General features: G+C 71.4%; 19 protein-coding genes. 11 read left to right on the top strand and 8 right to left on the bottom strand.

The features are described 5' to 3' along the window. From Q7L73_RS24575 to Q7L73_RS24565, 3 genes are all read right to left on the bottom strand, one after another. A partial coding sequence (locus Q7L73_RS24575) for a hypothetical protein (RefSeq protein WP_304715692.1) occupies positions 1-561 on the bottom strand: 561 nt, incomplete at its 3' end. Between the two features lie 19 nt (positions 562-580). Continuing rightward, a complete protein-coding gene (locus Q7L73_RS24570; RefSeq protein WP_304695616.1) occupies positions 581-1,042 on the bottom strand; it encodes a hypothetical protein in 462 nt (153 codons plus the stop codon). A 51-nt stretch (positions 1,043-1,093) separates the two neighbouring features. Beyond that, positions 1,094-2,509: a D-glucuronyl C5-epimerase family protein gene (locus Q7L73_RS24565; RefSeq protein WP_304695614.1), complete on the bottom strand. Its 1,416-nt coding sequence runs from the start codon at positions 2,507-2,509 to the stop codon at positions 1,094-1,096. 168 nt (positions 2,510-2,677) lie between these two features. Here Q7L73_RS24565 and Q7L73_RS24560 point away from each other — a divergent pair, with 168 nt between their 5' ends. Next, positions 2,678-3,733 (top strand): hypothetical protein, encoded by a 1,056-nt coding sequence (locus Q7L73_RS24560; protein ID WP_304695612.1) that lies wholly within the window; start codon positions 2,678-2,680, stop codon positions 3,731-3,733. A gap of 89 nt (positions 3,734-3,822) precedes the next feature. Further along, positions 3,823-4,965: a calcium/proton exchanger gene (gene cax, locus Q7L73_RS24555; RefSeq protein ID WP_304695610.1), complete on the top strand. Its 1,143-nt coding sequence runs from the start codon at positions 3,823-3,825 to the stop codon at positions 4,963-4,965. Positions 4,966-5,030: 65 nt separating this feature from the next. Here cax and Q7L73_RS24550 read toward each other — a convergent pair whose 3' ends face one another. Continuing rightward, on the bottom strand, positions 5,031-5,360 hold the full coding sequence (locus Q7L73_RS24550) for a hypothetical protein (RefSeq protein ID WP_304695608.1): 330 nt from the start codon (positions 5,358-5,360) through the stop codon (positions 5,031-5,033). 219 nt (positions 5,361-5,579) lie between these two features. Here Q7L73_RS24550 and Q7L73_RS24545 point away from each other — a divergent pair, with 219 nt between their 5' ends. Then, the gene (locus Q7L73_RS24545) at positions 5,580-6,752 is read left to right on the top strand and encodes an acyl-CoA dehydrogenase family protein (RefSeq protein ID WP_304695606.1); all 1,173 of its coding nucleotides are present in this window, start codon (positions 5,580-5,582) and stop codon (positions 6,750-6,752) included. Between the two features lie 143 nt (positions 6,753-6,895). Here the strand turns inward: Q7L73_RS24545 and Q7L73_RS24540 are convergent, their stop codons facing one another. Beyond that, positions 6,896-7,897: a fibronectin type III domain-containing protein gene (locus Q7L73_RS24540; RefSeq protein WP_304695605.1), complete on the bottom strand. Its 1,002-nt coding sequence runs from the start codon at positions 7,895-7,897 to the stop codon at positions 6,896-6,898. A gap of 78 nt (positions 7,898-7,975) precedes the next feature. Here Q7L73_RS24540 and Q7L73_RS24535 point away from each other — a divergent pair, with 78 nt between their 5' ends. From Q7L73_RS24535 to Q7L73_RS24525, 3 genes are all read left to right on the top strand, one after another. Beyond that, the gene (locus Q7L73_RS24535) at positions 7,976-8,422 is read left to right on the top strand and encodes an SRPBCC family protein (protein WP_304695603.1); all 447 of its coding nucleotides are present in this window, start codon (positions 7,976-7,978) and stop codon (positions 8,420-8,422) included. Positions 8,423-8,490: 68 nt separating this feature from the next. Next, a complete protein-coding gene (locus Q7L73_RS24530; protein ID WP_304695601.1) occupies positions 8,491-10,452 on the top strand; it encodes a 3-hydroxyacyl-CoA dehydrogenase/enoyl-CoA hydratase family protein in 1,962 nt (653 codons plus the stop codon). Next, positions 10,452-11,249 (top strand): Sir2 family NAD-dependent protein deacetylase, encoded by a 798-nt coding sequence (locus tag Q7L73_RS24525; RefSeq protein WP_304695599.1) that lies wholly within the window; start codon positions 10,452-10,454, stop codon positions 11,247-11,249. Before Q7L73_RS24530 ends, Q7L73_RS24525 begins: the two co-directional genes overlap by 1 nt. Before the next feature lie 47 nt (positions 11,250-11,296). Here Q7L73_RS24525 and Q7L73_RS24520 read toward each other — a convergent pair whose 3' ends face one another. Continuing rightward, positions 11,297-11,971 carry a hypothetical protein gene (locus tag Q7L73_RS24520; RefSeq protein ID WP_304695597.1) on the bottom strand — a complete coding sequence of 225 codons (675 nt, stop codon included), beginning with the start codon at positions 11,969-11,971 and terminating at the stop codon, positions 11,297-11,299. A gap of 223 nt (positions 11,972-12,194) precedes the next feature. Continuing rightward, a complete protein-coding gene (locus Q7L73_RS24515) occupies positions 12,195-14,849 on the bottom strand; it encodes a lytic murein transglycosylase (RefSeq protein WP_304695596.1) in 2,655 nt (884 codons plus the stop codon). Positions 14,850-15,267: 418 nt separating this feature from the next. Between Q7L73_RS24515 and Q7L73_RS24510 the strand changes: the two genes are divergently transcribed. Further along, positions 15,268-15,837: a hypothetical protein gene (locus Q7L73_RS24510; RefSeq protein ID WP_304695594.1), complete on the top strand. Its 570-nt coding sequence runs from the start codon at positions 15,268-15,270 to the stop codon at positions 15,835-15,837. Between the two features lie 37 nt (positions 15,838-15,874). On the opposite strand, the gene Q7L73_RS24505 is transcribed toward Q7L73_RS24510, so the two are convergent. Beyond that, the gene (locus tag Q7L73_RS24505; RefSeq protein WP_304695592.1) at positions 15,875-16,570 is read right to left on the bottom strand and encodes a hypothetical protein; all 696 of its coding nucleotides are present in this window, start codon (positions 16,568-16,570) and stop codon (positions 15,875-15,877) included. A gap of 74 nt (positions 16,571-16,644) precedes the next feature. Here Q7L73_RS24505 and Q7L73_RS24500 point away from each other — a divergent pair, with 74 nt between their 5' ends. The 4 genes from Q7L73_RS24500 (at position 16,645) to ftsH (ending at position 21,440) form a co-directional block, all read left to right on the top strand. Continuing rightward, positions 16,645-17,073, top strand: a complete 429-nt coding sequence (locus tag Q7L73_RS24500) for an SCP2 sterol-binding domain-containing protein (protein WP_304695590.1) — start codon at positions 16,645-16,647, stop codon at positions 17,071-17,073. Positions 17,074-17,345: 272 nt separating this feature from the next. Further along, positions 17,346-18,740 (top strand): tRNA lysidine(34) synthetase TilS, encoded by a 1,395-nt coding sequence (gene tilS, locus Q7L73_RS24495; RefSeq protein ID WP_304715691.1) that lies wholly within the window; start codon positions 17,346-17,348, stop codon positions 18,738-18,740. Between the two features lie 14 nt (positions 18,741-18,754). Then, entirely contained in the window at positions 18,755-19,309 is a 555-nt protein-coding gene (gene hpt / locus Q7L73_RS24490; RefSeq protein WP_304695349.1) for a hypoxanthine phosphoribosyltransferase, read from the top strand. A gap of 163 nt (positions 19,310-19,472) precedes the next feature. Then, positions 19,473-21,440, top strand: a complete 1,968-nt coding sequence (gene ftsH / locus Q7L73_RS24485) for an ATP-dependent zinc metalloprotease FtsH (RefSeq protein ID WP_304695347.1) — start codon at positions 19,473-19,475, stop codon at positions 21,438-21,440. Positions 21,441-21,443 lie beyond the last annotated feature (3 nt).

Genomic DNA, 21,443 nt, shown 5'->3' with positions numbered 1-21,443 from the left:
CTCGGTGCCGGGGGCGGTGCGGGCACGGGCGCGGCGGGCGGCGCGCTCGGCGGCGCTCGGGGCCGCGGCGGGGGCCGACGCCTGCTCGTCGCCGCCGGCGACCGGCTCGGGCCGGTGGGCGGCGCGCATCCGCAGGCCGGCCGAGGTCAGCAGCCCGGCGGCGCCGATCGCGAAGAAGATCCCCCACTGGATGCCGACGTTGCCGACGCCGGCGCCGCTCACGTTCGGCTTGTCGAACAGCCGCCAGACGAGCAGCAGCAGGACCCAGCCGCCGGCGATCGTGACGATCGTGCCGTCGCCGCCGGGGAGGTGGAACGACCTGCCCTCGGCGCGCGCGAACAGCAGGAACAGCACCGCGATCGCGACCAGCAGCACCGCCGCCTCGACGAACGAGAAGACGCCGAACGCGGTCAGGTTGCGGCCGACCAGTCTGCCGCCGGCTCTCTCCGCGACGACCGCGTTGAGCTGGTACCAGGGCAGGAACATCGTCACGAACAGCAGCAGCGCCGCGCCGGCCGCCAGCCGCCCCTCCGGCGCCAGCCCGCGCCACGCGCTCGTCACCCGCGACAGCATCCCGGCCTCAGCTCCCCACCGTCGCGGTCTCGGCCGCCCGCAGGCGCTCGACCAGCACCTGCTCGTCGTGCGCGGAGACGGGTCGCAGCTGGCCCTGGAAGGCGAGCGTCCAATGCGCGCGCGGCCACTTCTGGATGTGGTCGAGCGCGTCGACCAGCGTCGCGGCCGGGATCCACTCGGCCTCGTCGGGCACGTGCTCGGGCCGCGTCGGGAAGCGCCACGGGTAGATGTCGATCGTGCCGCTGCGGTCGGGCCAGATCAGCTCGTCGTTGGGCGTCAGCGCGCCGGTCACGACGACGCTCGCGGCCAGCTCCTGCAGGCCTGTGAGGTAGAGCACGACGCGGTCGTCGACGGCGATTCTCGACGCGCGTCTGCGGTTGCGCTGCTTGATGCCGATCGCGCCGAACGCGTGGGCGCGGGTCGCGGCGTAGTTCTCCGGCGAGCAGGTCAGGACCCACGTGGTGGACACAGGCTCGATTCTACGCGGGAGGGCGCGGCGGCAACCGCCGCGCCCGCCGCATCAGGTTCTGGCCTTGCCGACGACGGTGATCGTCGCCGTCGCGCGGCCGTAGTTGCCGGCCAGGTCGGTGCCGGTCAGGACGACGTCGTACGTGCCCGGGGAGGACGGCACCCGCCACGTGTAGCCGTGCGAGCCGCGCGCGACGGTCGCGCTGGTCGCCAGCGAGGTCGCGCCGGAGCGCTTGATCGTCAGGCCGACCTTCGACATCTTCGAGACGTCGAAGCGGACGAGCACGGTCTTGCCGGCCTGCACCCGTCTGGTCGTCAGCTCCAGCGCCGGCGGCTCCTTCAGATACGTTCTGAAGCGGTCGTCCGCTCTGCACCAGAACTCGATCGAGGCGCGGTCGCAGAGGTTGTGGATGAAGCCGGTCACCAGCTCCTGGTAGGAGAGGTCGGACTCGTTGCCGCCGACCTGGTAGAGCGACCAGGCGCCCGTGTCGGTCGCGCCGAGGTCGAGCCGCGCCTGCTTCTCGCCGGCGACGAACAGCTTGCGCGCTCGCGCGTCTCTGGAGATCTCCCAGTAGTCGTTCAGCCCGACGAGCGTCTGCACGAAGGCGTTGAGGACCTGCTGGCTGGGCGCGAACGAGTAGAGCAGGTAGCGGCGGCCGGCGCTCGTCTTGACGCCGACGCCGGTGCTCGCGCCCAGCTCGAACAGCTTGATCGCTCTCTTCGCGGTCGCCAGGTAGGCCGGCTTCTTCAGCAGCTCGGAGGCGCGCGCGAACGCCTGCACGCCGGTCGCCTGCGCCATCCCGCTCGCCCACGGCGGGCGGCCGCCGCCGAAGTAGAAGTAGTACTCCCAGGCGTAGGCGCCGCCGCGCGTGGAGGCGAGCGCGCTCATCTCGTCGAGCACGTTGGCGAGTCTCGCCTTGTCCTTCGCCATCCACAGGCCGTTGGCCTTGCCGAAGGTGCCGAGCACCTGCAGCTGGATCCCCTCGCCGGGGTAGTACTGCCAGACCAGCTCGCTGTCGTTGAACTCGACCCGCTCGCCGTAGGAGAGCAGGCGGCCGGTCTGCCACCACTCGGTGTTGCGTCTGAGCGTGGTGAAGATCGCCGGCAGGCGCGAGGCGGTCAGATCGCCGCGGCCGGCCATGAAGTTGGTGTTGTTGATGACGCCCTGGAGCGCGGCGCCGCGGTCGCTGGAGAGGCGCTTGCGGACCTTCAGCGCGGTGTCGTAGACGGCGCGGTAGTCGCGCGCCTGCCCAGCGTCGATCTGGCCGCTTCTGAGCAGCGACTTCAGCTCGCCGCGGACGCTGCGGGCGGCGGCGCGGCGGGCGCGCGGCGCGCTCGTGCGCGCGATCGCGGCGCGGGCGGCGGGGGAGGCGGCGCGCGCGGCGGCGGCGTGGAACTGGCGCGGAGCCGGCAGGTCGGCGAGCGGATCGCCGACCGGCGGGAGCGCTCTGTCGACCCGCTCGTGCACACTGCCGTCCGCATCCATCACCAGCACGCGGCTGGCGGCCGTGGCCGAATTGGAACCTGAAAGCAGTGCACCTGCGACGATGCATGCGCACAGCAAGAGACGGGAAGGCACGCGGCCGAGTGTTGCTCGAACCACCGCTTGACGCCACCAGTGAGAAGGAGATTGCACGTGACCCATCGTGTCCTGGAACACAGAGCCCGCGCAGTTGTCGCGCTGCTGCTCGCATTGCTCGCGGCATTGACGCTCGCGGCCTGTGGCAGCGACGACGACAAGGGCAGCTCTGGCGGAGGCGGTGGGAGCGGCGGTGACACGGCTGACGCGCAGACGCTGCTGAACGACGGCTTCGCCGGTCTGCAGAAGATCAGAAGCGGCAAGGGCACGCTCTCGGTCAAGCTCAACGCCGAGGGCGAGGAGGCCGCGATCGAGGTCGCCGGCCCGTTCGACACCGGCAGCAACCCGCCGCAGAGCCAGATCGACGCGACGATCACGCTGCCCGGCGGCAGAGAGCCGATCAGAGCCGGCTTCATCTCGACCGGCGACAAGGCCTACGTCGAGTTCCAGGGGAGCGCCTACGAGCTGTCCTCGGAGCTGCTCAGAGAGGGGACCGGCATGGACAGACTGCCGCTCACCTCGGTGCCGAGAATCGACGCGCAGGACTGGGTCACCGACCCGAAGGTCGAGGGTGACGAGCAGGCCGCCGGCGTCGACACGACGCACGTCAGCGGCGGGATCGACGCGTCCGCGCTGATGGACTCGATCGACGGCGTCCTCGCCGACGTCTCCAGAGAGGGCCTCGGCGCCGCCGCCGGCGGCCAGGTGCCGTCGAGAATCCCGGCCGACGCGCGCGCCCAGATCGAGAGAGCGCTGAGAGATCCGAGAATCGACGTGTGGGTCTCCAAGGACGACTCGACGGTGCGCAGAATGGAGCTGTCGTCGGGGATCGAGCCGGAGGCCGGCAGAAGCGGCGACTTCTCGCTCAGCTACGAGCTGACCGACGTCAACGAGCCGCAGACGATAGAGGCGCCCGCGAACCCGAAGCCGTTCGACGAGCTGCTCGCCGGCCTCGGCGGCCTGATGAGCGCCAGCGGCCTCGGCGGCGCCGGCGCCGCCACGCCGACCGCGCCGTCCGCCGACGACCTGTCGAAGTACCAGAAGTGCCTCACGGACGCCAACGGCGACGTGAGAAAGGGCCAGGAGTGCGAGGCCCTGCTGACCGGCAGATGACACGCTGAGCGCACCGCGCGCGACCGCCGCCACGGTGGTCGCGCGCAGGCGCCAGATTTTCCGGCGGCCTGACGGGTAGTCTGCCGACCGTGTCAGAGCCCCCTGTCCAGCAGCGCTCAGCGCTGCTCCGCCTGCTCTTCTCGAGCGAAGGCTGGTCCCTCTTCCTGGTCCCGTTCATCCCGCTCGCGGTGGTGCTCGACCTCGCGGGCGCCTCGCCCGTGGCGATCTTCTTCACCTCGGCGCTCGGGGTGATCCCGACGGCGGCCCTGATGGGCCGTGCGACCGAGGAGCTGGCGGCCCGCTCGGGCCCCGGCATCGGCGGCCTGCTGAACGTCACCTTCGGCAACGCGCCGGAGCTGATCATCGCCCTCTTCGCGCTGGAGAAGGGGCTGCACGAGGTCGTCAAGGCGTCGCTCGTCGGCTCGGTGATAGGCAACATCCTGCTCGTGCTCGGCGCCTCGATGCTGGCCGGCGGGATCGGGCGCGACAAGCAGACCTTCAGCCGCGCGGCCGCCTCGGCGCAGTCGTCGATGCTGCTGCTGGCCGGCGCGGCGCTGATCATGCCGGCGATCTTCGAGCTGGTCGAGGGCAAGGGCCTGCCGCTGCCGGGCGACGAGCGGATCAAGTACGACTCGACCGTCGAGCACCTCTCGCTGGCGGTCGCGATCGTGCTGATCCTCTCCTACGTCGCCGGCCTCGTCTTCTCGCTCAAGACCCACCGCGGGCTGTTCAACCCGCCCGACGCGCACGACGAGTCGGAGGCGCACGAGTCGTGGCCGATCCGCAGATCGATCGGCGCGCTGGCGCTGGCCGGCGTCGCCGTCGGCGTGATGTCGGAGGTGCTGGTCGGCTCGATCTCGGAGGCGGCCGAGTCGATCGGGCTGACCGAGTTCTTCGTCGGCGCGATCGTGATCGCGATCGTCGGCAACGCGGCCGAGCACTGGGTCGCGGTGCTGGTCGCGCGCAAGAACAAGATGGATCTGGCCGTCAACATCGCGATCGGCTCCAGCGCGCAGATCGCGCTGTTCGTCGTGCCGGTGCTGGTGCTGGCCTCGTTCGTGATCGGCCCGAGTCCGCTCGCGCTCGTCTTCAACGGCTTCGAGCTGGGCGCGTTCCTGATCGCGGTGCTGATCGCCAACCACGTCACCAACGAGGGTGAGTCGACGTGGTTCGAAGGCGTCCAGCTGCTGGCGGTCTACGCCGTCCTGGCGCTGGCCTTCGCCTTCGCCTAGCTACGCGAGCTCCCACGCGCGCTGGCGGGGCGGCGCGCTGGCGTGGAACTCGCAATGCGAAGCACTCAGTCCTCGCGCCCGACCTCCTGGTCGTCGGCTTCCAGCTCGTCCTCCTCGTCGCCGTGGTCGTCACCGTCGTCGGTGATCGAGCCGGCGCCGCCCGGGTGGTAGCTGACCTGGAAGCGCTCGAGCAGCTCGTCGCGCTCGGCCTCGTCGATCGGCGACTCGTCTGAGACGAGCACCCACTCGGCGCCTTCGGCGTCCTCCATGTTGAAGACGGCCTGGTCGATCTCGGGCGAGTCGTCGACGACGACGAGCACCTCGGTCTGCGGATTGAAGTAGGTCCCGGGTCGGACGAGCAGCTCGTCCAGCTCGAAACGGCGAAGTTCAGCCATGTCCGCAGGGTACCTCCTGACGCGGCGCGTCATCGCGCTGACGCGCCGGTTTTGACTGGTGCGACGGGTGATCGGCGCCTTCGGACAGCTCCCGCTTGTATGCGCGCGGGACGGTCCGCTACCCTTGCGGCCAGTCGTTGACTGACCAGTCAATCTGTCACGTCTGCAGGCCGCCGCGAGCGGCCGCGGAACACCGCACCGCCCCAAGGAGCATTCACCGTGGTCGATTTCACGCTTACCGACGAGCAGAAGAACCTGCGCGAGGTCGCTCACGACTTCGCCGAGAAGGAGATCCGCCCCGTCGCCTGGGAGTACGACAAGGACGGCCAGTGGCCCGAGGACATCATCAAGAAGGCCTGGGAGGTCGGCTTGATGAACAACCACATCCCCGAGCAGTACGGTGGTGTCGGCCTCGGTTACCTCGACGGCTGCGTGATCGAGGAGGAGCTGGCCTGGGGCTGCTCCGGCATCCAGACCTCGGTCGGCTGCAACGGCCTCGCGACCGCGCCGCTGATCCTCGGCGGCTCGCACGAGCTGAAGAAGGAGTACCTCGGCCGCCTGACCGAGGAGCCGCTGCTCGCCTCCTTCTGCCTGACCGAGCCCGACGCCGGCTCCGACGTCTCCGGCATGAAGACCACTGCCGTCAAGAAGGGCGACAAGTGGGTCATCAACGGCTCGAAGTGCTTCATCACCAACGGCACGTACGCCAACTTCTACACCGTCTACGCGAAGACGGACAAGGACGCCGGCCACCGCGGCATCTCGGCCTTCATCGTCCCGCGTGACGCGGGCGTCGTGGTCGACAAGAAGGAAGACAAGATGGGCCAGCGGGCCTCCAACACCGCGACCATCTCCTTCAACGACGTCGAGATCCCCGCCGACCACCTCATCGGCGAGGAGAACAAGGGCTTCAAGCTCGCGATGATGACGCTCGACCGCACGCGTCCGGGCGTCGCCGCGATGGCGACGGGCATCGCCCGCGCCGCGATGGAGTTCGCGATCGACTACTCGAAGGAGCGCGTCCAGTTCGGCGTGCCGATCGCGATGCACCAGGCGATCCAGTTCATGATCGCCGACATGGCGACCGACGTCGAGGCGAGCCGCCTGCTGACGTGGAAGGCCGCGACGCAGCTCGACAACGGCGAGCGCAACACGCTCGTCTCCTCGCACGCGAAGCGTTTCGCCGCCGACGCCGCGATGAGAGTCGCGACCGACGCCGTCCAGGTCTACGGCGGCTACGGCTTCATCAAGGAGTACCCGGTCGAGAAGCTGATGCGCGACGCCAAGATCATGCAGCTGTACGAGGGCACGGCCCAGATCCAGCGGCTCGTGATCGCCCGCGAGACGCTCCTGCCGCGCCGCGCGGAGACCCCGGCTACCGCGAACGCGTAGAACCCGCTACCCTTCCCGGCAGAGCTTCAGTGCGCACCCTCACACAAGGGTCTGCACGCCCAGCTGGGACCGGTTCTATGTGGTGAGAGAGTACGAAGGCCCGGGCGCGGCATCCGCCCCGGGCCTTTGTCATTCTGCGGCGGCTACTTGAAGCCGACGAGGTACGAGCGCGCGTCCTGCGGCGTCAGGATCGCGTTGCCGTAGAAGTGCACGCGCACGCGCAGCTTCGACTTGCCCGACGGCGGCAGCGCGCGGACGCGCAGCCGGTAGCTGCAGTGGCCGCTCTTCAGCCGCACGCGCTTGCTGGCGACCGTGCGCGAGCCGCTCGTGAAGCGGACGCCGACGATCCCCTGGCAGCCGTCGGCGACGCCGACGCCCGAGCCGAGCCGCAGCGCCCCCGTCGTGACGAAGTAGGGGTGCGAGCGACGCTGCTTGGAGGGCCGCGTCTGCGAGGTCACCTGTGCGGGCGCGAACGGCCCGGTCGTGAAGACCGCGTCGGGCCCGACGACCGTGCCCTTGCGGTTGGAGAGGACGGTGCGGAAGTGGTAGGTCGTCCGCTCCTGCAGGCCGTTGAGCGGGATCTTCACCGGCACCGGCACGATCCCCGCCGGGACGCTGGCGGCGAACGTCTCGGCGCCGTACGTGTTGGTCGTGCCGAACTGGAACTTGTAGGTCGTCGCGGCCCCGCCCGGGTTGACGGTGGCGGTCAGCGTGACGCTGTTGGCGTAGGGCGCGAACGGCGCCGTCGCGAGGATCGACGGGAGCGTCGCCGGCGGCAGCGTCGTTCTGAAGCTGCGGTCGCCGCCGACGGTCGTGCCGTCGCTGTTGGTCGCGACGATCCGGTAGTGGTAGGCGGTGCCTGGCGTCAGCCCTCTGAGGCGGAACGTGACCGCTCTGCCGCTGGCGCCCGACCCGGCCGAGCGGTTCGGCGTCTGGCTGCCGTAGCTGGCGGTCGTGCCCCACTGGAAGGCGTAGGTGGTGGGGACGCTGTTGGGGTCGACGCTGCCGCGCAGCGTCACGGCCGTCTGCCCGACGTCGGCCGCGGAGGAGGTGCTCGCGGCCGGGCTCGCGGCGATCGCCGTCGCCGGCGCCGCAGCCACCAGGCCGGCGCCCGCGAGCACAGTCGCGACCAGTGCTCGTTGCATCGTTCGTTCCTCCATTCCGTGGTTCTCTGCGAACATCCGTGCCCCGTGAGACGGCAACGCATGCGGAGGGGCACCTAGATGGGGGTTGCGCGCGCCGCGGTCGAGCTGACGGCCGTGCCCGCCGCCGTCGAGCGGCTGTGGAGCGAGCCGGAGGGCTGGGCCGCCTTCGTCGACGGCTTCGGCCACGTCGTCTCGCTCGATCCCTCGTGGCCCGCCGTCGGCGCGCGGCTGACGTGGGAGTCGCACGCCGGCGGCCGCGGACGGGTCGTCGAGCAGGTGCTGCGGCAGACGCCCGGCGAGGAGCTGGTCGTGACGCAGGAGGATCCGCAGCTGCGCGGCGTGCAGCGGCTCGCGTTCGCGCCGGTGGCGGCCGATCCGGACCGGATCGGCGTCGCGCTGGAGCTCGACTACGCGCTGCTCAGAAGCGGGCCCTTCATGGTCGTCGCCGACCCGCTGTTCGTGCGGCGGGCGCTGCGCGACTCGCTGCGGCGGACGCTCGCCGGCGTCGCCCGCGCGCTCGCCTGAGAGCCGGGTCTGCGGCGAGCCGCGCCGGCATAGACTTGCCCGCAACCGCCACCGAGTGAAGGGCAAGCATGTTCGTGTTCAAGGCCGCGGTCGTCGGGGCCGGCACGATGGGAGGGGAGATCGCCTACACGATCGCCTCGGCCGACATCCCCGTCGTGTTGAAGGACGTCGACCAGAGATTCGTCGACCAAGGGCTGGAGAAGGCCCGCTCGATCTGGCAGGGCCAGGTCGACGCCGGCAAGCTCGCACCCGAGGAGCTGGAGCGCAAGCTCGCGCTCATCAGCGGCACGACCGACTACTCCGGCTTCGGCGACGTCGACTTCGTGATCGAGGCCGTGCCGGAGCGGATCGAGGTCAAGCAGGCCGTCTTCGCCGAGCTGGACGACGTCACGCCCGGCCACGCGATCCTCGCCACCAACACCTCGGCGCTGTCGATCACGGAGATCGCGGAGGCGACCGGCCGGCCCGACCGCGTCGTCGGCTTCCACTACTTCTACCCGGCCTCGATGATGCGGCTGGTCGAGGTGATCGAGGGGCTGGAGACCTCGCCGGAGACGACGCAGGCGGCGATGAGCTTCGCCCAGACGATCCGCAAGCTGGCGATCCGCTGCGACGAGGCGCCGGGCTTCGTCGTCAACCGCGTGCTGAACTCGTCGTTCGGCGAGGTCTTCCGCTTCCAGGAGCAGAGCGGCGCGCCGATCGAGGCGATCGACAGAGCGATGACGGACGCGAGAGCGACGCCGATGGGCCCGTTCTTCCTCGTCGACCTGCTCGGCCTCGACACCGTCGGCCACGTCGGCAGATACCTGCACGAGAGCTTCGGCGACCGCTTCCCGCTGCACAAGGGGATGCTGGAGCGGATCGAGCGCGGCGAGCTGGGCGCCAAGAGCGGCAAGGGCTTCTACGCGCACGACGGCTCCGCGCCGGCCGCGGTCGAGGCGCCCGCCGGGATCGAGGAGGTCGTCGACCGCTTTCAGCTGAAGGCGTTCGTCGAGGCCTGTCTCGTGCTGGAGGAGGGGATCGCGACGACGAAGGACATCGACCTCGGCATGATGGCCGGCGCCGGCCTGATCCCGCCGCCGTTCGCGCGCGCCGACCAGGAGGGCCTCGACACGCTGTTGGAGCGGCTGGAGCGGGCGCAGGAGGCGTGGGGCGAGCACTACGCGCCGCCGGCGATCCTGCGGCGGCTGATCGCGCAGGGCCGGCTCGGCGTCAAGAGCGGCCAGGGCTTCTTCCCCTACCCGCAGCCCGACGCCGGCTGGGACGAGGGCCCGGTCAAGCTCGAGACGCGCGGCGCGACCGCGATCGCCTGGCTCGACCGCCCGCCGGCCAACTCGCTCTCGCCGGAGACGATCGCGGCGCTCAGAAACGCCTGGACGCAGGTCGACGGCGATCCGGCGATCCGCGTGCTCGTGATCGCCTCCGCCAACCCCGCCCTGTTCTGCGCCGGCGCCGACCTGAAGGCGTTCTCGTCGATGGACGAGGCCGGCGGCCGCATGCTGCTGGACGACGCGCACGCGCTCTTCCGCAGCTTCGAGCGCAGCTCGACGATCACGATCGCGGCGATCAACGCGCTCGCCTTCGGCGGCGGCTGCGAGCTGGCGATGGCGGCCGACGTCCGCATCGCGGCCGCCTCGGCCAGCTTCGGCCAGCCCGAGATCAACCTCGGCATCATCCCCGGCTTCGGCGGCACGCAGCGGCTGCCGCGGCTCGTCGGCGAGGCGAAGGCGAAGGAGATGAACCTGACCGGCGAGCCGATGTCGGCCGACGAGGCATACGAGTTCGGCCTCGTCAACCGGCTCGTGCCCGACCACGAGCTGCTCGACACGGCGCTCGCGTGGGCGCGCAAGCTGGCCGGCCAGGCGCCGCTGGCGGTCGAGCAGATCAAGCAGGTCTCGGCGGTCCCCGACCTCGACGAGGGGATCCAGGAGGAGAAGAAGGGCTTCGCGGTCGTCTTCGCCTCCGAGGACGCGAAGGAGGGCATCGGCGCCTTCCTGAAGAAGCGGACGCCGAAGTTCCAGGGGAAGTGATGAGACCGGCTGACGCCGATCGCGACGCGGAACCGGCCGCCGCCGGCGCCGCACCCGCGGCGTCAGCCGTCGCGACGCTCGCGGCGCGGCTGCGCGCTGCCGGCTCGGTCGTCGCGCTGACCGGCGCGGGGATCTCGGTGCCCTCCGGGATCCCCGACTTCCGCACGCCGCGGACCGGCCTGTGGGAGAACGTCGACCCGATGGAGGTCGCGCACGTCGACGCCTGGCGGCGCGACCCGGCCCGCTTCTGGGCCTTCTACGGCGAGCGCTTCCAGTCGCTGCGCGACAAGCGCCCCAACCGCGCCCACGAGCTGCTGGTCGAGCTCGAGCGGCGCGGCCTGGTCGACGCCGTCATCACGCAGAACATCGACCGCCTGCACGGGCCGCATGGCGAGCTGATCGAGCTGCACGGCAGCATCGCCAGCTCCTCCTGCCCCGCCTGCGGCCGCTCGTATCCGCTGGCGGAGGTGCAGCGGCGGCTCGACGAGGACCCGCAGGGCGTGCCGCGCTGCGACTGCGGCCGTCCGCTCAAGCCCGACGTCGTGCTGTTCGGCGAGTTCCTGCCGCAGGCCGCGCTGGAGCGGGCGCAGTCGCTGGCGGTGAAGGCCGATCTGCTGCTCTGCATCGGCTCCTCGCTGGAGGTGTGGCCGGTCGGCGAGCTGCCGGCGCTGACGCTGCGAGCCGGGGGAGAGGTGGCGATCCTGACGCAGGGCCCGACCCGCTACGACGACGACGCGGTCGTGAAGCTCGACGGCGACGTCGTCGCCGAGCTGGAAGCGCTGATCGACGCCCTCTGACGGCCGTCTCGGCGCCGCGAACGGCGTCGAGCGAGCAACCCTCGACCTCAGGCTGAGGTCGAGGTATGGCCGCTTTCGGCGGCCGTGCGGGCGCGCAGGGCGGCCTCCAGCCGTCTCAGCGTCGCGTCGAGCGCGCTGGCGGCGTCAGCCGGGAGCACGCCCCCGAGCGCGTCGTCGGCGAGCGCTGCGAGCGAGCCGCGCAGCCCGTCCAGCTCCGTCACACGGCCCTCCAGCGCGGTTGCCTGCGGCGTCGCCGGCAGCTCCGCCAGCGCCGCGTCGAGCGCGATCCGCAGCTGCAGCGCGGCCTCGCGCAGCTGGCCGTGGTCGAGGTCGTGGCGGGCGCGCAGCGTCAGCTCCTCGCAGGCGAGCGCGTGCGAGCGGCCGCCAAGCAGGGCGGCGAGCCGCTCCTGCGGGTGCAGCATCCGGCCGCGCCGTCTGGCGCCGCCGTCGTCGCTCACGGGCGGCAGCTCGCGCGCGGCGCGCCAGCGGCCGTCGGCGACCTCCTCGCCGGCCCCATAGCCGACGCGCACGGCGAGCGCCTGCGTCAGCCGCGGCAGCGGCACGCCCGGGTCGCCGCTGGCGACGCGGTGGGCGCGCACGACGCGGCCGAGCTCGACGACGCCCGCGTCGGCCTCGGCGTGACCGGCGCCTGCCAGCCAGCGCTCGGCGTCGGCGACGGCGCCGGGGCGGGCGTCGACGATCGTGACGCGGCCGACCGGCACCTTCGCCGGCTCCGGCTCGGGCGCGGCGGCACGGGCGCGCTGGCGGCGCGGCAGCAGCTGCCGCCGTCCGCTGCCGAGCGTTCTGACGACGACGACATGCGTCGCCTCGCCACCGGGTCCGTCCGGCCGGACGACATAGCGGCCGTCATCCGGACCGACCGCCCACGGGAACTCGAGCTGGACGAAGCGGAAGACCTGGGTCTTCCGCTCGTCCAGAGAGACGCTATCTGGCGTCTCTGTCCTCGATCGCGTATCTGGAGACGGACGTCGGGACGACGGGGTTCTCGATCGTCGTCAGCTGGTCGACCAGTCTCGTCCACTGCTCCGGTCTCAGGATCTGCTGCAGTCTCGGAGTCGCGCCGACGGCGGGATCGACCGCATGGAAGCCGATGTGGATGTGGTCGTCGTGGTCCGGCAGCGACAGCGTGTTGTCACTGCCCGGGTACGACATCAGGGAGATGATCTGATGCGGCTTCATCGTCCCCTGCAGCGTCAGCAGGCGGCGGATCGTGATGTCCGTGATCGAACCGTCGCCCTGGGTCGAGGGCTGGATCCGGATCCCATTGATCGCGCCGATGTCGACGGCGGTGCCGGTCGAGTGCTCCGACACGTTGCCGGAGGCGGTCATCAGGCCGTGGTTGCCCTTCAGCGAGGTGACCGTCGGCTTGAGGCCGCTCGACGACAGGAACTCCAGCGTCGCGAGCACGCGGCGGTCGATCTGGCCGGTGCGGATGTCCTCGCGGCCGCCGGCGTAGATCTCGATGTTCGGGTTCGACAGCACCCGCGAGATCAGCTCCTGCTTGGTCATCAGCAGGATCTGGCCGATCGACGGCTCCGAGCCGTCACGGCCGAAGACGCTGTCGTTGCCGGCCTTGTAGATCGCCGTCGACTCCAGCAGCTTCCAGCCGTCGAGGATCGGCTTCGGGTCGATCTTCGGCGCGCCGCGGCCGGCGGGCTGGATCGTGAACTCGACGTGCGGCGCCAGTCTCTCGGTCGTTCTGTCGATGCGGCCGAGGACCGTGCCGGCGATCACCGTGGAGCCCTTTCTGAGCGGCTTCAGCAGGTAGTCGTCGGGATCGGCCTCCAGCGGACCGGAGAAGTAGCCCTCGAAGGTCGTCAGGCGCTCGCCCATCTGGTCGAGCTGACGCTCGCCGCCGGCGGCGAACGCCTCCGGCCGCGACGGGTTCGCGAACAGCCGCTCCTTCGCCAGCGACGGGCCCTGCGGCACGTCGGGCAGCGTCGTGTGCGCGTCCGCCTTCGCCGTCGCTCTGCCGGCGCTTCTCGCCGTTCTCGCGTCGGCTCTGGCAGCGGCGGCGTCAGCGGTGTCGGCAGCGCCCGCCGTGGCGGCCTGTCTGCCGGCGCTGGCGGCCGCCGTCGGCGCCGTGTCCTGGCCCTGCTGGGCCTTGAGCGCCTGCTCCTGCTCGGTGCTGCTGGGCGCCGACAGCTCGTCGGCCTCCTTCGGCACCGGGATCTTCTCCGCGAGCGAGCCGAGGTGGCTGTACGTGAAGCGGTTCCCGTAGACGTCCTGGAGGACGACGAAGCGGCCGAGTCTGTCGTTCTCGCCGAGCTTCACGATCGTGCCGTCGTTGACGGCGACGACCGGGGCGTCTCTGGCGGCGAAGATGTTGATCGAGCGGCGATCGGCGTCGCCCTCGACCGTCACGGCGGCATTGCTGCCCGTGATTCTTCTGCCCGCTCTTCTGACGTCGATCGAGTCGGCGTAGGTCGAGCGCGCGGCGACCGGGAAGCGGCCCTGCGTGAGGCCGGTCAGCGAGCCGACGAGGTCGGCCGGCATGCCGCCGATCACTCTCGCGCGCAGCAGCACCGACTCGACGTACCAGTCGGCGTGGTTGTACGCGAAGATCGCCTTGTAGAGGTCGCTCTCCGCGCCGGCCGCCTTGAGGTAGCGGGCGGCGGCGAAGATCGCGTCGACCGGGTTGTACGGGTCCTTCTGGCCGTCGCCGTTGGCGTCGACGCCGTACGTCTCCCAGGTGCCGGGCATGAACTGCATCCAGCCGAGCGCGCCGGCCGACGACACCGACAGGTTGCGGCCGTAGTCGGTCTCGATCTCGTTGATCGCGGCGAGGATCTGCCACGGCACGCCGTACTGCATCGCGGCAGCCTGGTAGATCGGCAGCAGGAACGGCGGGATGCGGAACTGCTCGATGAAGAAGTTCGGCACGCCGGCCGGGGTCAGGTCGAGCGTCGGCGCGACCGTGTAGCCGGGGGTGTCCGGGGTCGGCTGGGCGCCCTCGGTCTGGACCGGGGTGTCCGGCGTCTCGTCCGGGGTCGCGGTGCCGTCGCGGTTCGCGTCGGTCAGCTCGCCCGCGCCGCCGGAGCCGGCGTTCGTTCTCGGGACGGATCTGCCGCCCCTGCCCTTGGCGCCTCTGCCGGTCGTGACGATGCCGCCGACGGCGTCGGGCTGTCTCGTCGTGCCGGTGCCGGTCGTGGGCGTGGTGCCCGTGCCGGTCGTGCCCGGAACGGTTCCGGTGGTGCCCGGCGTGGTGCCGGTCCCGGTCGTGCCCGGCGTCGTGCCCGTCGCTCCCGTCGTGCCGGCAGGCGGCTGCGTCGGGGTCGTCGGAATGATCGGGTTGGTCTGGAGCGTCGCCGGCGGTGTGGTGGCGGTCGCCTGCGTCTGGGGCGGGGTCTCCGCGAGCGGGGTCTCGGAGATCGACAGGACCGGCGCGCCGAGATCGGGCAGCTGGGTCTTGTCGATCGGGACCCCGGGGGTCCCGTCGAGCGTGAGCGTGACGATTCTGCCCCCGGCGAGGGTGACGGTGACGAGTCGCTTGTCGGCCGAAGCCTGCGACGAGATGCCGCCGATGAGGATCGCGGTGCCCGCGGCGAGCGAGGCGATGCGCAGCGTGGTTCTTCTCATCGGACCTGCAAGCTCCTCCCGACACGCCGCATCTGCGGCCTGAAATCACGGCCGCCGAGATGGCGACTGCACCGGAAGCTACCTGCTGTTCTGGACGTTTGCAAAGAAGAACCCGCGTGTTTGTATTGGGGTGCTCACAGACAAAAGGAGCTGCACGTGAGCTTCGGCGTGCGGCTCCATCCTCTTGAGTACCACAGGCAAACTGGCTCAAGAGTAACCAAGCCGTTTAACGCCGCATGAAGGCGTCCGGTGACGGGCATGAGAACAGCTTCACACGTTCTTCCCGATCAGCGTCGAGGCAAGCGTTGAGTCCGCGTCCCGTTCACCGCCGCTGCAACGGATCTTGCCGGCGTTCAGGGCGCAACGGCTGCGCTACAGTCGGCGCCTTCCCGCCGACTCCGACCCGCGAGGGGATCCGATGAGCAACGAGACGAGCGACGGGCTGCGCGCCCGCATCTCCAAGCAGAGCGAGGACGCGCTCGGCAGACTGGCGCAGGAGCTGCTGGAGAGCCCGTTCGTGAGTGCCGCGCTGACACGCGCCTTCGACGCGCGCGAGAAGGCCGCCGCGGCGCAGGAGGTCGCGATGGGCGCGCTCAACCTGCCGTCGGCCGCCGACCTCGAGAAGCTGACGCGCCGCGTGCGCTCGGTCTCGCAGCGGCTGGAGGGGATCGAGGACGCGCTCGACCGCGTCGAGCAGAGGGTCGGCGAGCTCGACCTCGTCGGCTCGATCGAGCGGGTCGAGGCGCGGATCGAGGAGCTGACCGCGCTGACCGCGATCGAGTCGCGGCTGGAGGGGATCGAGCGGCGCCTCGACGGCCTCTCGCTGCAGACCGAGCGGATCGCCGACGAGAACACCCCGTCGGCGCCGCAGCCGGTGATCACGAGCGCGGCCAGAAGAGCCGGCCCCTCGCGCACGCGCGCGGCAGCCGCCAGCAGACGCGCGGCGGCGAGAAGAAGCGCCAGAGCGAGAAGAGCCGCCAGACGCTGACGCGCGGATCGGCGTCGCTCGCGGCGCCCCGCCCGCGTCAGCTCAGCGCGTGGCAGGCGATCCGGCCGACGCGGATCGCCGCTGCCTCCAGCGCCTCCGGGTCGATCCGGCCGCGCTGGGGGCCGAGCAGGTCGCTGACGAGCAGCACGCAGCCGGTCGGCACGCCGCGCAGCGCGCCGAGCTGGAACAGCGTCGCGGTCTCCATCTCGATCGCGAGCGCGTCGCGCGGGGGCGGATCCGCATGTTCGCCGGCCGGGTCGTAGAAGAGATCGGTCGTGACGACCGCGCCGCGGCGGGCGCCGCCGTCGGCGTCCGCGGCCGCCGTCAGGGCCGCGGTCAGCGCGCTGTCGGCGGCGACCCGCTCGCCGGCGCCGAGCGCGCGGCTGGTGCCGTCGCCGGCGATCGCCGCGTCGGCGACGAGCGCGTCTCCGAGCGCGAAGCCGTCGGTCAGCGCGCCGCAGGAGCCGACGCGGACGATCCGCTCGGCGCCCAGCCGCAGCAGCTCCTCGATCACGATCGCCGCGCTCGGCCCGCCCATCCCGGTCGACTGGATCGTCAGCGGCTCGCCGTCGGCGGCGGCGCCGGTGTAGCCCCACAGGCCGCGATTGTGGTTGAACATCTTCGGCTGCTCGAGCAGCGACTGCGCGAGCAGCAGCGCGCGGCCGGGGTCGCCCGGCAGCAGCACGCGCGGGGCCAGCTCGGCGGTCGGGTGGAGGTGAAGCGTCGTCGCCATGGGGCAGCGAGCATAGACTGCGGCCCAACCGCGTCCGACGGGGCGCGGCGTCGTCGACTGGGAGGTCACCGCAGATGGGCAGCAGCAGCTTCAGATCGCCGGCCGAGTTCCGCGAGGTGATCGACCAGATCTTCGGTCTCATGGACAGCCCGGACATGGGCCCGCAGCTGCGCGACGCCGACGTGCCGCAGCGGTTCGAGTTCGACGACCTCGACCTCGTCGTCAACGTCCGCGCCGCCCGTCCCGACGAGGAGGGCCGCTTCATCGTCTGGGAGTGGAGCGACGACGTCGACTGGGAGCCGAAGGTGCGGATGCAGATGGCCTCCGAGACCGCCAACAAGTACTTCCAGGGCAAGGAGAACATCGCGATGGCGATCGCCCGACGGCGGATCAAGACCGGCGGCGACATCAAGGCGGCGCTCGCGCTGATGCCGGTCGTCAAGCCGGTCTACGCGCAGTACACCGCGCTGGTCGAGCGCGACTACCCGCACCTGAAGGTCTGAGGACCGCTCGCGCGCTTGACAGCCGCGCGCGGCTGGAGGAGGGTCGGGTGCACCAACCAAGGCACCAGGCCGTTCAGTGGGTCTGCCGCCCGAACGCCGGTCCGACGGACGGGCGGTGGGTGCTGCGAGGCCTGCAAGGCGCCGCGACCGCACAGCGGAACGAGCGTCGTCGGCCGAGCGCGGCGGGCCGCCTTGCCCGCAGACGGCGGAGTTCCCGTGTGGAGCTTCGCCGTCAACGCTTTAAGGGGCCTGCGGCGGCGTAGAGTGGGCGCATGAACCCCGACGACGTCGTCGAGCAGGTCCGCGCCGGCGGGCTGCTGCGGACGGGCGAGGCGGTCGTCGTGCTGCTGTCCGGCGGGCGCGACTCGGTCTGCCTGCTCGACGTCGCGGCGCGGATCGCCGGCCCGGCCCACGTCGGCGCGGTCCACGTGAACTATGGGCTGCGCGCCGAGGCGGGCGCCGACGCCGACCACTGCCGCGCGCTCTGCGCCGAGCTGGGCGTCGCGCTGACGGTCGAGCAGGCGATGCCGCGCGCGGGCGGGAACATGCAGGCGTGGGCGCGCGAGCTGCGCTACGCGGCGGCCGCCCGCGCGGCGGCGCGGCGCGGGCCGGCGACGGCGATCGCGGTCGGCCACACCGCCGACGACCAGGTCGAGACGATCCTCTACCGGCTCGCCTCCTCGCCGAGCCGGCGGGCGCTGCTGGGGATGCGGGCGCGCGACGGCGCGCTGGTGCGGCCGCTGCTCCAGCTGACGCGGGCGCAGACGACCGCGTACTGCGAGGCGCGCGGGCTGGCCTGGCGCGACGACGCCAGCAACGACGGCCGCGCCTACGCGCGCAACCGCATCCGCCACGACCTCGTCGCCGCGCTGCGCGAGGCGCATCCGGCGGCGGAGGCGAACGTGCTGCGGATCGCCGCCGTGCTGGGGGAGGAGGCGGAGCTGCTCGACGCGCTCGTCGACGAGCAGCTCGACGCGCCCGGCGGCCGCACGATCCCGCTGCAGCGGCTGCGCGGGCTCGCGCCGGCGCTGCGGCGGCTGGTCGTGCAGCGGCTCGCCGACGACGCGGCCGGGCGGCCCGTCGCCGGCGCCGCCGGCCACGCCGGCGCGGTCGCGGCGCTGCGCGAGCGCGGCACTGCCTACGCCGATCTCGGCGGCGGCGTGCGCGCGGTCGCGGAGTACGGCGTCGTGCGCGCGGAGCTGGTCGCGCGCGGGCCGCGCGGGGAGGCGCTGCCCGCCGCCGGCGAGCCTGCCCGCTCCGGCGCCGCCGCCCTCGGCGCCGCCGCACCCGGCGCTGCGGCTCTCGCGCCGGTCGAGCTGCCGATCCCGGGCGCTGTCGCCTTCGGCGGCTGGCGCGTCGCCTGCGAGGCGAGCGCGCCGGAGCCGGCCGACGGCGTGCTCGACCGCGCCGCGCTCGGCGCCGGCCCGCTGCTGGTGCGGCCGTGGCGCAGCGGCGACCGGATCGCCCCGGTCGGCCTCGGCGGCAGCAAGACGCTGCAGGACCTCTTCACCGCACGCCGGATCCCGCGCGCGCGGCGGGGCGCGCTGCCGGTCGTCGTCGCCGACGGCGAGATCGCCTGGGTGCCAGGGGTCGCGACCGCCGCCCGCTTCGGCATCTCCGCGCGCACGCGCGAGGCGGTGCGACTGTCGGCGACGCCCGCGCCGTAGACTCTCCGCCCCGTATGGCTTCCACGCGTGACGCCGCGATCGGCGAGATCCTCGTCCAGCCGGACGACCTGCAGCACCGAGTGCGCGAGCTGGCGCGGGAGATCTCCCGCGACTACGAGGGCAGAGAGCCGCTGCTCGTCTGCGTCCTGAAGGGCGCGGTCTTCTTCCTCGCCGACCTGATGCGGTCGCTCGAGGTCCCCTGCGAGGTCGACTTCATGGCCGTCTCCTCGTACGGCTCGGCGACCCAGACCTCCGGGGTGGTGCGGATCCTCAAGGACCTCGACGCCTCGATCGAGGGCCGCGACGTGATCATCGTCGAGGACATCGTCGACTCGGGCCTGACGCTGCAGTACCTGCTGCGCAACCTGAGAGCCCGCGGGCCGGCCTCGCTGGCCGTCTGCGCGCTGCTGACCAAGCCCGAGCGCCGTCGCGTCGACCTCTCGCCGCGCTACGTCGGCTTCGAGATCGCCGACAAGTTCGCGATCGGCTACGGCCTCGACCACGGCGAGCGGTACCGCAACCTGCCGTACGTCGCCGCGTTGAAGGTCGAGCAGGACCAAGCGATCTGACTGTCGCCGAGCGGGACGCTCAGGTTCCCGGTGCTCCCTGCCGATGCAGGGAGAACTCCGTTCCGACGTGCAGCGAAGCCTGCGGGAACGGGAAAAGACAGATGCTAGGCTTGCTTCACCCGTCCACCGTCACAGCGGCGCCGAGGGCGCCGGGAAGCCATCCATGAGCAGGTTCTTCAAGAGCGCCGCATTCCCGATCCTGATCGTGGTCGTGCTGGCCTTCTTCGCCCAGCGGCTCATCAACACTGGTGACTCAGGGCCGAGATACGACTACTCGACCTTCCAGCAGGATCTCTCGGACAACAACGTCAGATCCGCGGTCATCAAGACGCGTGACAACACGCTCGAGGTGACGCTGAGAAGCCCCGCGAACGAGAAGCACGAGCTCGGCTACGTGCCGGAGGACGGCAACTCGCTGGTCAACGAGCTGCAGGAGCAGAGAGTCACCTTCGACATCGAGGGCAGAAAGTCCAACGGCTGGCTGTCCCTGCTGACGTACGTGCTGCCGTTCCTGATCTTCATCGGCTTCTGGATCTTCTTGATGAACCAGGTCCAGGGTGGCGGCTCGAAGGTGATGTCGTTCGGCAAGAGCAGAGCCAAGCGCCTGTCGGTCGACAGCCCGAAGATCACCTTCCGCGACGTCGCGGGCGCCGACGAGGCGGTCGAGGAGCTGCACGAGATCAAGGAGTTCCTCGAGAACCCGAAGAAGTTCCAGGCGCTCGGCGCGCGGATCCCGAAGGGCGTGCTGCTGTACGGCCCTCCCGGCACCGGCAAGACGCTGCTCGCCCGCGCCGTCGCAGGCGAGGCCGGCGTGCCGTTCTTCTCGATCTCCGGCTCTGACTTCGTCGAGATGTTCGTCGGCGTCGGCGCCTCGCGCGTCCGCGACCTGTTCGAGCAGGCGAAGCAGAACTCGCCCTGCATCATCTTCATGGACGAGATCGACGCCGTCGGCCGTCACCGCGGCGCCGGCATGGGCGGCGGTCACGACGAGCGCGAGCAGACGCTCAACCAGCTGCTCGTCGAGATGGACGGCTTCGAGGCGAAGGACAACATCATCATGATCGCGGCCACCAACCGGCCCGACATCCTCGATCCCGCCCTCCTGCGCCCCGGCCGCTTCGACCGCCAGATCACCGTCGACCGGCCCGACCGCAAGGGCCGCGCGAAGATCCTCGAGGTGCACACGCGCGGCAAGCCGCTCGCGCGCGACATCGACGTCGACACGCTCGCCGGCCAGACGCCCGGCTTCACCGGCGCCGACCTCGCCAACCTCGTCAACGAGGCCGCCCTGCTCGCCGCCCGCACGGGCAAGCGCGAGATCACCCAGGTCGAGCTCGAAGAGGGGATCATGCGCGTGATCGCCGGCCCGGAGAAGAAGACCCGGGTGATGAGCGACGAGGAGCGCAAGATCACGGCGTACCACGAGATGGGCCACGCGATCGTCGGCCACTTTCTCGAGCACGCCGACCCGGTCCACAAGATCTCCGTGATCGGCCGCGGCCAGGCGCTCGGCTACACGATCTCGATGCCGCAGGAGGACAAGTTCCTCACGACGCGCGCGGCGCTGAAGGACACGATGGCGATGACGCTCGGCGGCCGTGCCGCGGAGGAGATCGTCTTCGGCGAGATCACGACCGGCGCCTCCAACGACCTCGAGAAGGTCACCGGCACCGCCAAGCAGATGGTGATGCGCTTCGGCATGAGCGAGAAGCTCGGCCCGCGCGTCTTCGGGCACGACCACGGCCAGCCGTTCCTCGGCCGCGAGTTCAGCTCCGAGCCCGACTACTCGGACGAGATCGCGCGTGAGATCGACGACGAGATCCGCCGCATCGTCGAGTCGGCGCACCAGTCGGCGAAGGACATCCTCACCGAGCACCGCGAGAGACTCGAGTACATCTCCGAGATCCTGATCAAGCGCGAGACGATCGAGAAGGCGCAGTTCGAGGCGCTGCTGGAGGGACGCACCGAGGAGGACGTCTTCGGCACCGAGGCGCCGCCGCCGCCGGAGGTCCCGAGCGCCGCCTCCGAGCGCCCGCGCGACACGCCGCGGCCGCTCCCGCGCCCCGGCCTCGCCGGCGGCACGACGGAGCTGCGCGGTCTCGACGGGCCGGACAAGCCCGAGCTTGCCTGACGC

It is taken from the genome of Conexibacter sp. CPCC 205762 (assembly GCF_030646155.1).
Classification (GTDB): Bacteria; Actinomycetota; Thermoleophilia; order Solirubrobacterales; family Solirubrobacteraceae; genus Conexibacter.
The sequence above is the reverse complement of the archived record's forward strand: the minus strand, read 5'-3'. Positions and strand labels throughout refer to the sequence as shown.

What these genes read in the sequence shown, in the direction of transcription:
- Q7L73_RS24525 (WP_304695599.1), top strand. Translation starts at nt 10,452, where the DNA reads ATGAGACCGGCTGACGCCGATCGCGACGCGGAACCGGCCGCCGCCGGC.
- hpt (WP_304695349.1), top strand. Translation starts at nt 18,755, where the DNA reads ATGGCTTCCACGCGTGACGCCGCGATCGGCGAGATCCTCGTCCAGCCG.
- Q7L73_RS24550 (WP_304695608.1), bottom strand. Translation starts at nt 5,360, where the DNA reads ATGGCTGAACTTCGCCGTTTCGAGCTGGACGAGCTGCTCGTCCGACCC.
- Q7L73_RS24535 (WP_304695603.1), top strand. Translation starts at nt 7,976, where the DNA reads ATGGGGGTTGCGCGCGCCGCGGTCGAGCTGACGGCCGTGCCCGCCGCC.
- Q7L73_RS24530 (WP_304695601.1), top strand. Translation starts at nt 8,491, where the DNA reads ATGTTCGTGTTCAAGGCCGCGGTCGTCGGGGCCGGCACGATGGGAGGG.
- tilS (WP_304715691.1), top strand. Translation starts at nt 17,346, where the DNA reads ATGAACCCCGACGACGTCGTCGAGCAGGTCCGCGCCGGCGGGCTGCTG.
- Q7L73_RS24515 (WP_304695596.1), bottom strand. Translation starts at nt 14,849, where the DNA reads ATGAGAAGAACCACGCTGCGCATCGCCTCGCTCGCCGCGGGCACCGCG.
- Q7L73_RS24500 (WP_304695590.1), top strand. Translation starts at nt 16,645, where the DNA reads ATGGGCAGCAGCAGCTTCAGATCGCCGGCCGAGTTCCGCGAGGTGATC.
- Q7L73_RS24505 (WP_304695592.1), bottom strand. Translation starts at nt 16,570, where the DNA reads ATGGCGACGACGCTTCACCTCCACCCGACCGCCGAGCTGGCCCCGCGC.
- Q7L73_RS24540 (WP_304695605.1), bottom strand. Translation starts at nt 7,897, where the DNA reads ATGCAACGAGCACTGGTCGCGACTGTGCTCGCGGGCGCCGGCCTGGTG.
- Q7L73_RS24510 (WP_304695594.1), top strand. Translation starts at nt 15,268, where the DNA reads ATGAGCAACGAGACGAGCGACGGGCTGCGCGCCCGCATCTCCAAGCAG.
- ftsH (WP_304695347.1), top strand. Translation starts at nt 19,473, where the DNA reads ATGAGCAGGTTCTTCAAGAGCGCCGCATTCCCGATCCTGATCGTGGTC.